Annotated in this window: 15 protein-coding genes; all 15 read left to right on the top strand. The window is 38.7% G+C overall.

Going from position 1 to position 14719, the window contains the following annotated elements; genetic code table 11:
- Positions 1-101: 101 nt before the first annotated feature.
- The 15 genes from KTB61_RS05190 to KTB61_RS05120 all read left to right on the top strand — a co-directional run bounded on the left by KTB61_RS05190 (position 102) and on the right by KTB61_RS05120 (position 14703).
- Positions 102-623 (top strand): ECF transporter S component, encoded by a 522-nt coding sequence (locus KTB61_RS05190; protein WP_230973616.1) that lies wholly within the window; start codon positions 102-104, stop codon positions 621-623.
- A complete protein-coding gene (locus KTB61_RS05185) occupies positions 616-1752 on the top strand; it encodes a pyridoxal-phosphate-dependent aminotransferase family protein (protein WP_075759569.1) in 1137 nt (378 codons plus the stop codon). The genes KTB61_RS05190 and KTB61_RS05185 overlap by 8 nt, the downstream gene beginning before the upstream one ends.
- Before the next feature lie 12 nt (positions 1753-1764).
- The gene (pdxS, locus tag KTB61_RS05180; RefSeq protein ID WP_216696961.1) at positions 1765-2640 is read left to right on the top strand and encodes a pyridoxal 5'-phosphate synthase lyase subunit PdxS; all 876 of its coding nucleotides are present in this window, start codon (positions 1765-1767) and stop codon (positions 2638-2640) included.
- Positions 2641-2642: 2 nt separating this feature from the next.
- Positions 2643-3230 carry a pyridoxal 5'-phosphate synthase glutaminase subunit PdxT gene (gene pdxT, locus KTB61_RS05175; RefSeq protein ID WP_075759567.1) on the top strand — a complete coding sequence of 196 codons (588 nt, stop codon included), beginning with the start codon at positions 2643-2645 and terminating at the stop codon, positions 3228-3230.
- A 109-nt stretch (positions 3231-3339) separates the two neighbouring features.
- Positions 3340-4137 (top strand): FAD binding domain-containing protein, encoded by a 798-nt coding sequence (locus KTB61_RS05170; protein ID WP_216696960.1) that lies wholly within the window; start codon positions 3340-3342, stop codon positions 4135-4137.
- 2 nt (positions 4138-4139) lie between these two features.
- Positions 4140-4607: a (2Fe-2S)-binding protein gene (locus KTB61_RS05165; RefSeq protein ID WP_216696959.1), complete on the top strand. Its 468-nt coding sequence runs from the start codon at positions 4140-4142 to the stop codon at positions 4605-4607.
- Complete coding sequence (locus KTB61_RS05160; protein ID WP_216696958.1) at positions 4604-6883, top strand: xanthine dehydrogenase family protein molybdopterin-binding subunit; 2280 nt, start codon at positions 4604-4606, stop codon at positions 6881-6883. The genes KTB61_RS05165 and KTB61_RS05160 overlap by 4 nt, the downstream gene beginning before the upstream one ends.
- On the top strand, positions 6880-7482 hold the full coding sequence (locus tag KTB61_RS05155) for a nucleotidyltransferase family protein (protein WP_075759564.1): 603 nt from the start codon (positions 6880-6882) through the stop codon (positions 7480-7482). The genes KTB61_RS05160 and KTB61_RS05155 overlap by 4 nt, the downstream gene beginning before the upstream one ends.
- 59 nt (positions 7483-7541) lie before the next feature.
- Positions 7542-8123, top strand: coding sequence for a xanthine phosphoribosyltransferase (locus tag KTB61_RS05150; protein WP_075759563.1), 582 nt, complete (start codon positions 7542-7544; stop codon positions 8121-8123).
- Between the two features lie 396 nt (positions 8124-8519).
- Positions 8520-9596, top strand: a complete 1077-nt coding sequence (locus tag KTB61_RS05145) for a zinc-binding dehydrogenase (protein ID WP_216696957.1) — start codon at positions 8520-8522, stop codon at positions 9594-9596.
- A gap of 19 nt (positions 9597-9615) precedes the next feature.
- A complete protein-coding gene (locus KTB61_RS05140) occupies positions 9616-10296 on the top strand; it encodes a beta/alpha barrel domain-containing protein (RefSeq protein ID WP_075759561.1) in 681 nt (226 codons plus the stop codon).
- 73 nt (positions 10297-10369) lie between these two features.
- Entirely contained in the window at positions 10370-11755 is a 1386-nt protein-coding gene (locus tag KTB61_RS05135) for an MFS transporter (protein ID WP_216696956.1), read from the top strand.
- Between the two features lie 64 nt (positions 11756-11819).
- Positions 11820-12875, top strand: a complete 1056-nt coding sequence (locus KTB61_RS05130) for an NAD(P)-dependent alcohol dehydrogenase (protein ID WP_075759559.1) — start codon at positions 11820-11822, stop codon at positions 12873-12875.
- 29 nt (positions 12876-12904) lie between these two features.
- Positions 12905-13744: a class II fructose-bisphosphate aldolase gene (locus KTB61_RS05125; protein ID WP_055258933.1), complete on the top strand. Its 840-nt coding sequence runs from the start codon at positions 12905-12907 to the stop codon at positions 13742-13744.
- Positions 13744-14703 (top strand): carbohydrate kinase family protein, encoded by a 960-nt coding sequence (locus KTB61_RS05120; RefSeq protein WP_075759558.1) that lies wholly within the window; start codon positions 13744-13746, stop codon positions 14701-14703. Before KTB61_RS05125 ends, KTB61_RS05120 begins: the two co-directional genes overlap by 1 nt.
- The last annotated feature ends 16 nt before the right edge of the window (positions 14704-14719 follow it).

Raw genomic sequence — 14719 nt, 5'->3', positions numbered from 1 at the left:
TAAAAACTGGATGTTTCAAATATGCCAAACATTTATTACATTAATAAGCACAAAGTCAAAGTGCACTTAAATTAACAAGAAAAATGAAAGAGGGTATAAAAATGAATCAGAAAGAGAAAATCCAGTTTTTAGCAGTTACTGGGATGGCAATAGCGTTAACTTATGTATTTACAGCTTTTGTAAACGTTAGACTGCCTATTGCAGCAAATGGAGGTTTAATCCATCTTGGAAATGTACCATTGTTTTTAATGGCAATGTTATTTGGAAGAAAAACAGGAATGCTGGCCGGAGGAATTGGTATGGGATTGTTTGACCTGTTATCCGGATGGACTGCATGGGCACCGTTTACTTTTGTCATCGTTGGTGTTATGGGATATGTTGTTGGTGCAATCAGCGAAAAGCACAAAGAATATTCTTGGAAAGTTATATCTTTAGTTTTGGCACTGATTATTAAAATTGTCGGATATTATATTGCTGAAATTATCATTTATGGTAACTGGGTAGCTCCTGTAGCATCAATTCCTGGAAACGTTGTTCAGATTGTAGTTGCAGCAGTTGTTGTACTTATTGTTGTTCGTCCTGTAGAGATTGCTGTTAACAGAATGGAGGCAGCACATGTATAAAATCATGACACCTGGTCCGGTACAGGTACCGGAAAATGTTCGCCTGGCAAGAAGCCGTTCTACGACAAATGCTGATCTGGATCCTGTTTTCTTTGATGAATATAAGAAAATATGTGAAATGATCAGTGAACTGCTTCATACTGAAAATGAAACTATCATTTTAAGTGGAGAGGGAATTCTTGGACTTGAGGCGGCATGTGCATCTATGACGGAACCGGGAGATAAAGTTCTGGTTCTTGATAATGGAATTTATGGAAAAGGATTTGCTGATTTTGTATCTATGTATGGCGGAGAACCAACGTTGTATACAACTGATTATTTAAATGAAATTGATGTGGAAAAACTGGAAGAATATTTGAAAGACCATCACGATTTTAAATATGCAACAGTGGTTCATTGTGACACCCCAAGCGGAATGTTAAATGACATACATAAGATTTGTCCATTGCTGAAATCCTATGGAATTATGACAGTTGTAGATTCCGTATCTGGAATGTTTGGAAACAAGGTGAATGTTGATGAAGCTCAAATTGATCTTTTATGTGGAGGATCACAGAAAGCAGTTTCAGCACCTCCGGGTTTGACTTTTGTAACCATAAGTGAGACTGCAAAGAAGGCTATGGAGAACAGAAAAACATCGATTGCATCTTTTTACTGCAATTTGACGATTTTTAAAGATTACTATAAAAATCTCTGGTTTCCATATACCATGCCAATCAGTGACATATATGGTCTTGGCGCGGCTATGGAGAATATTAAAAATGATTCGGACTTATATGACCGTCACCATAAGATTGCCGTGGCATCAAGAGAGGCATTGAAGGAAGCCGGACTTAAACTTCATCTGGAAAGTGGTTACTCTGATACAGTTACTGTGTTTGATGTACCAGATGGAATCAAGGCAGAAGATATTTTGAATCGAATGACTGAGAAGCATGGGATTATGCTTGCTGGTTCTTTTGGGGAGCTGGAAGGAAAAGTTATCCGAATCGGACATATGGGTGCAAGTGCCAATATACCGGATATGATAGCGGTAATGGCAGCACTGGAAGAAACATTAACGGCGCTTGGATTTAAAATGACAGCAGGGCTACTTGAAAAATTTACAGAATATTTATACACAAAATAGGAGATTATAATTATGAAGAATGATAGATTTGAGCTAAATAAAAATCTGGCACAGATGTTAAAGGGTGGAGTAATCATGGATGTTACTACACCGGAACAGGCAAAAATTGCGGAAGAAGCAGGAGCATGTGCAGTTATGGCACTGGAACGTATTCCGGCTGATATCCGTGCCGCAGGTGGAGTATCTCGTATGAGTGATCCAAAGATGATTCAGGGAATTCAGGAAGCAGTTTCTATCCCTGTTATGGCAAAATGCAGAATTGGACATTTTGCAGAAGCTCAGATTCTGCAGGCAATAGAAATTGACTATATTGATGAAAGTGAAGTATTATCACCGGCAGATGATAAATATCATATTGATAAAACTGCATTTGATGTACCTTTTGTGTGTGGAGCGAAAGATCTGGGAGAAGCACTGAGAAGAATTAATGAAGGTGCAGCAATGATTAGAACAAAAGGAGAACCAGGAACTGGAGATGTGGTTCAGGCAGTTCGTCATATGCGTATGATGCAGTCTGAGATTCGAAGAATTGCATCTATGGCAGAAGATGAATTATTTGATGCAGCAAAAGAACTTCAGGTTCCATACGATTTGGTTCAGTATGTTCATGAAAACAAGAAACTTCCGGTTGTAAATTTTGCAGCAGGTGGAGTTGCAACTCCTGCAGATGCAGCGTTGATGATGCAGCTTGGAGCAGAAGGTGTATTTGTTGGTTCTGGAATTTTTAAATCCGGAAATCCTGAAAAACGTGCAGCAGCAATTGTTCAGGCAGTAACAAATTATACAGATGCAAAACTTCTTGCACAACTGTCTAAAGATCTGGGAGAAGCAATGGTAGGAATCAATGAGCAGGAAATTGAACTTTTAATGGCAGAAAGAGGGAAATAGTCATGCGGATTGGTGTACTGGCATTACAGGGAGCTTTTATTGAACATGAACAGATGGTGGAACAGCTTGGAGCAGAAGCTTTTGAAATTCGCCAGAAGAAAGATCTGGAAACTCCGATGGATGGACTGATTATTCCTGGAGGAGAAAGTACTGTCATTGGAAAGCTGCTTAGAGAACTGGATCTGTATGATCTGATCAAAGAAAAAATCGAAGAAGGGCTTCCTGTATTTGGAACATGTGCAGGGCTGCTGCTTTTGGCAAAAAAGATTGACAATGATAGTCGAATGCATTTGGCAACTATGGATATTCAGGCTGTTCGGAATGCATATGGAAGACAGCTGGGAAGTTTTTATACAGAAGCTTCTTTTGGAGATTCCGGAGAAATTCCTATGACTTTTATCCGGGCACCTTATATAGAAGAAACAGGATCAGATACAAAGGTTCTTGCGGAAGTTGATAGACATATTGTAGCAGCACAGCAGGGAAATCAGCTGGTAACTGCATTTCATCCGGAACTTTCAAAGGATCTGACGGTTCATCGGTATTTTCTGGAAATGGTTGAAAATTCAGTGGTAAATAACATCGCATAAATTGACAATAAATGTGTCATATAGTAAAATTATTTCATAAGAACTGAGAGGGAGAAGTACTTTTTTAAGTACTTCTTTTTTCGGCTATGTGGGAATGAAAGGAAACGGTATGTTAAAAATCAAGGAATATGTTAAGGCACAGAGTCTTGAACAGGCATATGAGCTGAATCAAAAGAAGAGTACCTGTATACTTGGAGGAATGCTTTGGCTTAAGATGAGTAATCGGACGGTACAAAAAGCAGTAGATTTATCAGGTCTTGGACTGGATCAGATTGAAGAGACAGAGGATGAATTTTCCATTGGGGCAATGGTTACTCTTCGGCAGATTGAGACTCATCAGGGATTGAACCAGTGGAGCCATGGTGCTGTAAAAGAATGTGTTCGAAGTATTGTGGGAGTGCAGTTTCGTAACCTGGCAACAGTTGGAGGAAGTATTTTTGGAAGATTTGGTTTTTCAGATGTCCTGACATGTTTTCTTGCCTTTGACAGCTATGTGGAATTATATCATGGAGGAATAATATCTTTGCAGGAATTTGCACAACAGAAGTGTGATAATGATATCTTAGTAAGGCTCATTGTGAAGAAAAAGCCACTTTCCTGTGTATATCTTTCTTATCGGAATACAAAAACAGATTTTCCGGTACTGACTTGTGCTATATCTATGGAAGAAGAGCAGTGTCATGTTGTATTGGGAGCCAGACCTGGGCGGGCAGTGAAACTTAGTCTCCCGGAGAACTGGAAAGATATCATGGAATGTGATGGATTGGAAAAACTGGCAGGAAAGACAGCAGAGGAGACCGTTTACGGAAGCAATATGCGTGCCGGAGCAGATTATCGAAAGCGTCTGGCAGAGGTTTTGATCAGACGAGGTTTAAAACAACTGCTGGATGAAAGGAGCGGAGAATAGATATGAAGATTTCAGTCATATTAAATGGGAAAAGAACAGAAGCGGAAATTCATCCTGATATGCTGCTCATTGATTTTGTAAGAGAGCATGGCTGTTATAGCGTAAAAAGAGGATGTGAAACATCCAATTGTGGACTTTGTACAGTATTTTTAAATGATCAGCCGGTATTGTCATGTTCATTTCTGGCTGCACGGGCAGATGGATGTAAAGTCGACACTTTAGAAGGACTTCAGGAGGAAGCCAGGGAGTTTGGGACATTTATAGCAAATCAGGGTGCAGAACAGTGTGGATTTTGTAATCCTGGTATGATTATGAATGCGATTGCTTTGTTCCGTGAAAATCCAGATCCGTCGGAAGAAGAAATCAAAGAATATCTGGAAGGAAATTTATGCAGATGCTCTGGATATGAAGGTCAGTTAAGAGGAATAATGGACTTTTTAGAATATAAGAAAAAGGGAGGTGCTTTATGAAAACAGTAAATCAGCCGATCATGAAAAAAGACGCCATGGCGCTGGTTACAGGAAAGCCGGTCTTTGTAGATGATAAAGTTCCAAAAGATTGTCTGATTGTAAAAGTATTGCGAAGCCCTCATGCAAATGCAATTGTTCGGAATATCTCAACAGATTTTGCAAAAAAAATTCCTGGAATAGAAGCTGTTTATACATGGGAAGATGTTCCAAAAGAAAGATTCACCATGGCAGGTCAGACTTATCCGGAACCAAGTCCTTATGACAGGCTTATTTTAGATCGTCATGTTCGTTATGTAGGAGATCCTGTGGCTATTGTTGCCGGAAAAGATGAAAGCTGTGTGGATAAGGCATTAAAACTGATTCGTGTAGATTATGAGATCCTTCCAGCTGTATTAGATCTGCATAAGGCGAAAGATCAGGAGCCGCTGGTGCATCCTGAAGATGACTGGAAAGCACTTTGTCCGGTAGGTGCAGATAATAAACGAAATTTGTGTGCCTGTGGAGAGAGTCATGATGGAGATGTTCAGGCGGTGCTGGCTGATTGTGATGTGGTGGTAGAACAGACCTATCATACAAAGGCAAATCAGCAGGCAATGATGGAAACGTTCCGCACATATTGTTATATGGATGAATATGGAAGACTGAATGTATTAAGTTCTACGCAGATTGTATTTCATGCCCGCAGAATATTATCCAATGCTCTTGGAATTCCAAAATCTAAAATCCGTGTATCGAAACCGAGAATCGGAGGAGGATTTGGCGCAAAACAGACCGTTGTAGCAGAAGTATTTCCTGCATTTGTAACATGGAAGACAGGAAAACCATCAAAAATGATCTTTACAAGAGAAGAATCTCAGATTGCATCCAGTCCAAGGCATGAGATGGAAGTAAAAGTAAAGGTTGGTGCAAATAAAGATGGGCATATCAGAGCCATCGATTTATATACATTGTCCAATACGGGAGCTTATGGAGAGCATGGACCAACAACGGTTGGCTTGTCCGGACATAAATCCATTCCTCTGTATGGAAATCTGGAAGCTCACAGATTTTCCTATGATGTGGTTTATACTAATACCATGTCTGCAGGTGCATATCGTGGATATGGGGCTACCCAGGGGATTTTTGCAGTGGAATCTGCCGTCAGTGAACTTGCAGCAAAACTGGGAATGGATCCGGTTCGATTAAGAGAAATGAACATGGTCAGAGAAGGTCAGATTATGCCGGCTTATTATGGAGAAAAAACAAATAGCTGTGCGCTGGATCGCTGTATGGAACGTGCTAAGCAGATGATTGACTGGGATGAAAAATATCCGTCAAAAGATATGGGAAATGGTAAAGTCAGAAGTGTAGGTGTTTCCATGGCTATGCAGGGTTCTGGTATATCAGCAGTGGATGTAGGATCTGCAACTATTAAGGTAAATGATGATGGTATATATACATTATCAATAGCAGCAGCTGATATGGGAACAGGATGTGATACTACTCTTGCTCAGGTGGCAGCAGAGTGTTTAAACTGTTCTACGGATGATATTATCGTGTGTGGAGCAGATACAGACACGTCTCCATATGATTCTGGATCTTATGCATCCAGTACTATGTATGTTACTGGAAAGGCAGTAGAGATTGCATGTCAGAAACTGGAACAGAAAATTTTGAATCTGGCAGGTGATAAATTGGAAATTCCTGCAGGACAATTGGAATTTGACGGCAAAAAGGTTTTTCATCCGGAAAGCGGAAAGGAAATATCTCTGGCAGATATTGCAACAGCTTCCATGTGTGGAAATAATGAAGCATTACAGGTAACAGAAAGTCACAGTTCTCCTGTTTCACCGCCGCCTTTTATGGTTGGAATGGTTGAAATTGAGCTGGATAAGGAAACCGGGCACGTTGAAATCCTGGATTATGTAGCTGTGGTAGACTGTGGAACACCGATAAATCCAAATCTTGCAAAAGTCCAGGTGGAAGGCGGTCTTGTACAGGGAATTGGAATGGCTTTGTATGAAGATATCACCTATACAGAAAAAGGTCAGATGAAGAATAACTCTTTCATGCAGTATAAGATTCCTACCAGAATGGATATGGGAAAACTTCGTGTGGAATTTGAAAGCAGTTATGAGGAAACAGGACCGTTTGGTGCAAAATCCATTGGTGAAATTGTTATTAATACTCCGTCGCCAGCACTTGCTCATGCAATATTTAATGCTACAGGAGTATGGTTCCGTGAACTGCCGATTACCAGTGAGAAAATAGCCATGGGTCTTTTGGAAAAGGAATGAAAGTAAGTATTATTTATCTGGCGTCTGGAAACAGCCGAAGATTTGGTTCCAATAAACTGTTATATCCTTTTTTGGGAAAACCAATGTATCAGCATTTGCTGGACAAGCTTGTTCGCATATGCAGCAGACATTCTGACTGGCAGATCATCGTAGTCAGTCAGCATAAAGAAATATTAAGAGAACTGGAGAAATGGCCGTTAAAAACCATATATTGCCCAGATAGTGTAAAAGGAATTTCCTGGACTATAAAGGCGGGAGTTTCTGCGGCAGATTCTTCTGATGCGTGTGCGTTTTATGTAGCCGATCAACCATATTTTACGGAAAAAACAGCAGAAGAATTTCTAAGTTATATGGAACGGAAAGAGAGTAATCTCGGTTGTGTTTCTTTTCAGGAGGATTTAGGAAATCCCGTATGGTTTTCCAGAAAATATTTTAAGGAACTGAAGGAATTAAAGGGAGATCAGGGCGGAAAGAAAATTCTTATGAAATATAAACATAAGGTGGAAACATATCCTGTTTTAAATGCCCTGGAATTAAAAGATTTTGATTATCTGGAAGAAGTGCATGGAACACTTGAAATCATTGATGAAAATAGGTAAAATAAAAACAATTATAAACAAAAAAATATAAAATTATGAGAGAGCATGGAGGCTGTGGGATGCAGTTATTAAAAGACAGAATCCGCAAGGATGGTAAGGTGAAAGAAGGAAATGTCCTGAAAGTAGATAGTTTCCTGAATCATCAGATGGATGTAAAGTTATTTCGAGAGATAGGCAAGGAATTCAAGCGTCGTTTTGAAAGTGAAGAGATTACAAAGATTCTCACAATTGAAGCTTCAGGGATAGGTATTGCCTGTGTTGTTGCAGAAGTATTTGATGTACCGGTTGTATTTGCAAAGAAAACTCAGACAAAGAATATTGCCGGAGACGTTTATACAACCAAGGTAGAATCTTTTACTCATGGAAGAGTATATGATATTATTGTTGCCAAAGAATTTCTGGGGAAAGGGGACAAAGTCCTTTTGATCGATGATTTTATGGCAAATGGAAAAGCTCTGGAAGGGCTGGCACAGCTGGTAGAGGATTCAGGAGCAGAATTAGTAGGAGCCGGAATTGTTATTGAAAAAGGTTTCCAGCCAGGAGGAGATTTACTGCGTCAGAGAACACATCTGGAATCTTTGGCAATTGTGGAAAGTATGGATGAAAAGACCGGAGAAATTATATTCCGCGGAGATGAATAGGGATAAGAGCGATTTTAAACATTCATAGTGAAAAATAATCAGGATAAAATTAAAACAGGAAACTGGAATTTTGTGATGTTTCACAGAGTTCCGGTTTCTTTTTTTATTACACAGAAAAATTAATGTATAAAATCTTGAAATCAAAAATAAAAATCTTTGAAATCAAAAAGCTTATAGTAAATATGCACAAAAACAAAAAGTGTTTATCTCCAGAATGCGAGAAAACAAAACAATAAATCTGTGAAAAATTAATGAATATCTGTAAAACAGACATAAAATGTTTGACTCACAGAAAAAGTGGGTTTATAATAAAGACATCAAATAAAGAAAGCGCTTTCGAATAAAGATGTTGGAGAAACGAAAAGGTATTTTAAACAATTATATTGGAGGTAAAATATGAAGGCAATTGTAAGATATGGTAAGGAATTTGGTGGTTACACAATGGCAGATGTTCCAGAACCAACTTGTGGGCCAGAAGATATTATCATTAAAATTAAAGCAGCTGCCATTTGTGGTGCAGATATGAAACACTGGAGAGTTGATAATGGTTCTGATGAATTTAACTCTATCCGTGGACATGAATTTGCAGGTGAAATCGTTGAAGTCGGTGAAAAGGTAACAGACTGGAAAGTTGGACAGAGAGTTGTTTCTGATAATAGCGCACATGTATGTGGTGTTTGCCCGGCTTGTGAAATGGGAGATTTCCTTTGCTGTGAAGAAAAAGTAAATCTTGGATTAGATAACAATACATGGGGCGGTGGATTTTCTAAATACTGTAAAGTCCCAGGTGAAATTTTAAGAATTCATAAACATGCAATCTGGGAAATTCCAGAAGGTGTGGACTATGAAGAAGCAGCAGTTTTAGATCCGATTTGTAATGCTTATAAAGCAGTTGCACAGCAGGCTCATTTATTACCAGGACAGGATGTTGTTGTATTTGGTACAGGCCCTCTTGGATTATTCTCAGTACAGATTGCAAAAATCATGGGAGCAGTAAACATTGTTATGGTTGGTCTTGATGAAGACGTAGAAACACGTTTCCCTGTTGCTTTAGAAGTAGGTGCAACTCATGTTGTCAATGGTTCTAAAGAAGATGTTGTAAAACGATGCACAGAAATCTGTGGAAGAGATAACTTAGGATTAGTTATTGAATGTTCTGGTGCTAATATCGCTTTAAAACAGGCGATTGAAATGACCAGACCAAATGCAGAAATCGTTCGCGTAGGTATGGGATTCAAACCATTAGAATTCTCTATCAACGATATCACATCATGGAACAAGAGCCTCATTGGACATATGGCTTATGATTCTACATCATGGAGAAATGCAATTCGCCTGTTAGAATCCGGACAGATCAAAGTTAAACCATTAATCACACATAGATTAGGCCTTTCTGAATATGAAAAAGGTTTTGATGCCATGGCAGCAAAAGAAGCAATTAAAGTTATCTTCCATTATGATTTTGAAGACTAGGTTTTTGTAAGGAGACATTATGGAAAGAAAATTAATGATTGCCCCATCAGTCGGGTGCTGTGATATGTTCGATATGGAAAGACAGATTAAAATTATTGATGAAAAATCTGATTTCCTTCATATGGATATTAAAGATGGTGTTTATGTACCAAGTTTTGGAATTGGACCAGATTTTCTGGCAGCTCTGAAAGACAGAGTAAAAACACCGATGGATGCTCACTTAATGATTGAGCATCCCCAGGATTATCTGGAAGTATTTGCAGAAGCAGGAGCGGCATATATAACTCCACATACAGATTGTATCGAAGGAGATGCCTTTGTAACAATAAATAAAATTAAAGCATTGGGATGTAAAGCTGGAATCGCCCTCAATCCGTCTGTCCCATTGCAGACAATCGAGTATTATTTGCCGCTCCTTGATAAAGTAACGATCATGATCGTTGATGCAGGTATTTCAGGACAGAAAGTAATTACTCAGACATATGACAAGATTCGTGAACTTGTAAGAATACGTGAAGAAAAGGGACTTGATTTTCTGATTGAAGCAGATGGCTCTATGAATAAAGATGTTTATCGTCCGTTATATGAAGCAGGTGCAGATATGGTAGTTTTAGGACCGCCGGCACTGTGGAATAAATCTGATGATTTCGAAGAAGCATGGGACATCATGGAAAAAGAACTTTCTGAAGCTTTGAAATAAGAAAAAACTATTTTTAATGAGAGAAGAAAACCTATTTTAATGAAAAAAATATTTTAAGAAAAGAGGAAAAATTATGACATCTACAACAACAAAAGGTGCCAATATCGGAGCAAGACTGGATCGTCTGCCAAATTCCGGATGGCATATAAAAATGTGGCTGGTTTCAGCATTTGCACTTTTAGTTTGCTGGTCCAATGGTATTGGTGGAGCAGTACAGAATATATTATTAAATGAGTTACACTGGTTAGAACCAGGTTCTAAACTTCTGGCTATGTGGGGAACTACATATACAGCTGGTCAGCTGTTCGGAGCATTGGTTGGTGGACCAATCGGAGATAAGATCGGTCGTAAAAAATCTATTTTATTATATGAAGTAATTCATATCATTGCTATGATCGGTGGAGCAGCAGCTCCAAATGTTACTGTTCTGTATGTGTTCAGATTAATCCAGGGATTTGGATTAGGAGCATTATTAGTAGTATTATTTGCAGCATTTACAGAATATGTACCAGGAAAGAACCGTGGTGTATGGTCTTCAAGAAACTCATTTATCGGAAACTTTGCACATCCAATTTGTAATGGTATTGCATTACTGATTGTTTCTACAGGAGTCAGCATGAATATGAACTGGAGAATTCAGTATATCATTCCTTCTGTGTTATCTATTATTGCAAGTATCATTATTTACAACAAATACCCAGAGTCTCCACGTTGGTTAGAAGCTCAGGGTAGAGTAGACGAAGCAGATGCTATTATGACAGAGATTGAAAAGGAAATCGAAGCATCTACAGGAAAACCATTACCTCCAATTGAAGAAACAGAACCTGCAGCAGTTAAAAATTTACCATACTCAGCATTATTCAAGGGTAAATTGTTAAAGAGAACAATTTGTGGATCCTTAGTATTAATCGGTATGAATACAATTCAGTATACTTTAATGAACTGGATGCCTTCATTATTAAGTTCTTTAGGATATGATACATCACAGTCTCAGTTTATGACAATGTTCGGATTGTTTGGTGCTCCATTTGGAATCTTCCTTGCATCTCTGTATATGGATAAAGTACCTAGACGAATCACAGGTGTAGCTTTGTTAGTAGCTATGGCTGTTATGGGAATTATTACATCTAAACAGACAACAATGACAGCACTGATTGCTTCAACATTCGTATTAAATACATTCATTTATATGTATGTATGCTATGCATCAGCAGTATATGTACCAGAAATGTGGCCAACTTCAGCCAAGTTATCCGGTTCAGGATTCTGTAATGCTATGGGACGTGTAAGTAACATCTTCTTCCCATTCTTAGTTACATATGTGGCAGCCAGCTCAATGGGATCCAATGGTGTATTCGCTTTAATCTCAATCGTAGCAGCAATTATCGCAGTATCCATTATCGTATTTGGTGTAGAAACAAGAGGAGAATCTGTCGAAGATATCGGTAATGTAGAATAACAAATGCTTCTCCGGGAATTTCCCGGAGAAGAATCTATAGATAGTAGAAAGGAAGTATAAGATCATGAAAAATTCGGAAGCAATTTTAGTAACTCCGAAACAATTTGAAATTCAGGAGTGTCCGGTTCCAGAACCAAAAGACAATGAAATTCTTATGAAAGTTGAATATGTTGGAATGTGTGGATCTGATATTCATGGATTTGAATTTGGTCCATTTATCCCTCCAAAAGATCCAAATCAGAAAATCGGACTTGGTCATGAAGTTTCCGGTGAAGTTGTAAAAGTCGGTGCAAAAGTTACAAAATTCAAACCGGGAGATAAGGTTTTAATTGAACCAGGTGTTCCAGATAATACATGTGACTACTGCCGTACTGGACGCTACAACATTTGTCCGGGAGTTGACTTTATGGCAACACAGCCAAATTATAAAGGTGCTTTAACACAGTATATGACACATCCGGAAGAATGGACTTATCATGTTCCAGAAGGTATGTCTACCATGGAAGCTGCTTTGGTAGAACCTGCAGCTGTTGGTATGCATGCAGCAATACTTAGTGAAGCAAGATTAGGCAAGAGTATAGTGATTCTTGGTGCAGGTACTATTGGTCTTATGGTACTTCAGGCTTGTAAGAGTCTTGGAGCTACAGATATTACTGTTGTAGACGTTATGGACAAACGTCTGGATCTGGCAAGAGAACTTGGAGCATCAAGAACTATCAATGGTGCAAAAGAAGATACTGTTGCAGTATTACGTTCAGAAGAGTTATTCGGAGATCACGGTGTTGAGCTGGTGTTTGAATGTGCTGGTTCTACATTTACTGCAAATCAGGCAGTACAGATCGTAGCTCGTGGTGGAAAAATCATGATGGTTGGAACACAGTCTAAACCGGTACCAATTGATTTCCTGAAGATTAATAGAGAAGTTACAATTCAGACTTCTTTCCGTTACTGCAATAACTTCCCTCAGACAATTGAGGCAATTGCAAGTGGTAAATTTAACGTAAAAGATATGGTAACACATGTGTATGATTATAAAGATGTTCAACAGGCATTTATGGATGCAATCGATCCGGAAAAGAAAGTTGACATGGTAAAAGGTGTTGTAAAAGTTGCTGAATAATCAGTTTTAATAAGAAAAGGAGAAAGAAAATGATTGCAGATATTAGATTTTGGGAACAGAAAGCAAGTGAAGGTCATTATGCAATTCCACATTTCAATGTATGGAATGCAGAAATGTTAATGGGTGTTATCGATGCTGCGGAAGAACTTCGCGCTCCGATTATTATTTCTTTTGGTACAGGATTTACAGGAAATACTTCTTTTGAAGATTTCTGCTATATGATGGAATCTATGGCGAAAAAAGCTACAGTACCAGTTATCTTACATTGGGATCATGGCCGTAACTGGACAATCTTAAAGAATGCTGTAGATCACTGTATGAACTCTGTAATGCGTGATGCATCTGCATTACCATATGAAGAAAACGTTGCAGAGATCAAGAGATGTGTAGATTACTTCCATGCATACAACATTCCAGTAGAAGCTGAATTAGGACATGTAGGAAATGAAACAGTATATGAAGAAGCATTAGCTGAATATGCATACACAGATCCTTCTCAGGCAAAAGATTTCGTAGAACGTACAGGATGCGATTCTCTTGCAGTAGCAGTAGGAAACGTACATGGTGTTTACTCTGCTGAACCAAAAATCAGATTCGATATCATCGAAGCTGTTAACAAAGAAGTTAGTGTACCACTTGTACTTCATGGAGCTTCTGGTATTGGTGATGAAGATATCAAAAAAGCAATTCAGTGCGGTATCGCTAAGATCAACATCCATACAGAACTTTGCCAGGCTGCTATGGAAGCAATCAATGAACATAAAGATGAACCTTTCTTAGCTGTAGAACGTGCAGTTCGTCAGGCAGTTAAAGAGCGTGCAATGTACAAGATTAAATTGTTCGGTGACGACGGAAGGGCTGATGAATAGTGGAAAAGAAATTAGACGTTTTATGTCTGGGTGCAGCGGTTGTTGATATTCCGCTGCGCCCGGTATCAAGAGAAATCTTTGATATTGAGTCATATCCTGTTGATCAGATTGCAATGGCTGTTGGGGGAGATGCAATGAATGAGTCAACCATCATTAGCCGTTTAGGATTTAAGACAGGACTTATGGCTGCCATTGGTGATGATGCAGCAGGAGCATTTATTTTACGTTCCTGTGATAATGATAATATTGATACAGAAGGTGTAACAATTGATCCTGCTCTGGATACATCAATTAATGTTGGACTTGTAACAGAGGATGGAGAGAGAACCTTTATAACTAATCGTAATGGAAGTCTCTGGAAAGAAAATATTGAACATGTTAATTTTGAGAAAATTAAGGAAGCAAAAATCTTATCATTAGCAAGTATTTTTAATTGTCCTTTATTAGACGGAAAAACATTGGAGGTCATTTTCAAGTTTGCCAAAGAACAGGGAATGACGATTACAGCGGATATGATCATGCCTCGATTAGGAGAAACATTGGATGATATCGCAGGAGCATTAAGTTATGTGGATTATTTCTTCCCTAATTTCGAGGAAGCCTGTCTTATGACAGGAGAAACTGATGAAGCAAAAGTCGCAGACAAACTTTTCAGCTATGGAATTAAAAATGTAGTCATGAAGATTGGTAAGCGTGGATGCTATATCCGCAATAAAGATGGTGTTATGATTGTTCCTGCATGTAAAGGAATCACAGCGGTTGATACCATCGGTGCCGGAGATAACTTTGCATCTGGATTTATTGCAGCATTACTTCAGGGAAAAGACCTGAAAGGCTGTGGAGAATATGCAAACTGTACAGCAGCCATCGCTGTGCAGCATCCTGGAGCAACTTCCGGTGTTCAAAACAGAGATATGGTAGAAGAAATGCTGAAACAGTATAAGAAAGATTATGAGTAGTTTAAGTAATTAGGTC

This window comes from Anaerostipes faecalis (assembly GCF_018982945.1).
In the GTDB taxonomy this organism is placed as follows: Bacteria; Bacillota; Clostridia; order Lachnospirales; family Lachnospiraceae; genus Anaerostipes; species Anaerostipes faecalis.
Note: the sequence above shows the minus strand (reverse complement) of the source record. Positions and strands in the feature narration are given on the sequence as shown.

What these genes read in the sequence shown, in the direction of transcription:
- KTB61_RS05140 (WP_075759561.1), top strand. Translation starts at nt 9,616, where the DNA reads ATGGAAAGAAAATTAATGATTGCCCCATCAGTCGGGTGCTGTGATATG.
- KTB61_RS05185 (WP_075759569.1), top strand. Translation starts at nt 616, where the DNA reads ATGTATAAAATCATGACACCTGGTCCGGTACAGGTACCGGAAAATGTT.
- KTB61_RS05165 (WP_216696959.1), top strand. Translation starts at nt 4,140, where the DNA reads ATGAAGATTTCAGTCATATTAAATGGGAAAAGAACAGAAGCGGAAATT.
- KTB61_RS05125 (WP_055258933.1), top strand. Translation starts at nt 12,905, where the DNA reads ATGATTGCAGATATTAGATTTTGGGAACAGAAAGCAAGTGAAGGTCAT.
- KTB61_RS05155 (WP_075759564.1), top strand. Translation starts at nt 6,880, where the DNA reads ATGAAAGTAAGTATTATTTATCTGGCGTCTGGAAACAGCCGAAGATTT.
- KTB61_RS05150 (WP_075759563.1), top strand. Translation starts at nt 7,542, where the DNA reads ATGCAGTTATTAAAAGACAGAATCCGCAAGGATGGTAAGGTGAAAGAA.
- KTB61_RS05170 (WP_216696960.1), top strand. Translation starts at nt 3,340, where the DNA reads ATGTTAAAAATCAAGGAATATGTTAAGGCACAGAGTCTTGAACAGGCA.
- pdxT (WP_075759567.1), top strand. Translation starts at nt 2,643, where the DNA reads ATGCGGATTGGTGTACTGGCATTACAGGGAGCTTTTATTGAACATGAA.
- KTB61_RS05160 (WP_216696958.1), top strand. Translation starts at nt 4,604, where the DNA reads ATGAAAACAGTAAATCAGCCGATCATGAAAAAAGACGCCATGGCGCTG.
- KTB61_RS05190 (WP_230973616.1), top strand. Translation starts at nt 102, where the DNA reads ATGAATCAGAAAGAGAAAATCCAGTTTTTAGCAGTTACTGGGATGGCA.
- KTB61_RS05135 (WP_216696956.1), top strand. Translation starts at nt 10,370, where the DNA reads ATGACATCTACAACAACAAAAGGTGCCAATATCGGAGCAAGACTGGAT.
- pdxS (WP_216696961.1), top strand. Translation starts at nt 1,765, where the DNA reads ATGAAGAATGATAGATTTGAGCTAAATAAAAATCTGGCACAGATGTTA.
- KTB61_RS05130 (WP_075759559.1), top strand. Translation starts at nt 11,820, where the DNA reads ATGAAAAATTCGGAAGCAATTTTAGTAACTCCGAAACAATTTGAAATT.
- KTB61_RS05145 (WP_216696957.1), top strand. Translation starts at nt 8,520, where the DNA reads ATGAAGGCAATTGTAAGATATGGTAAGGAATTTGGTGGTTACACAATG.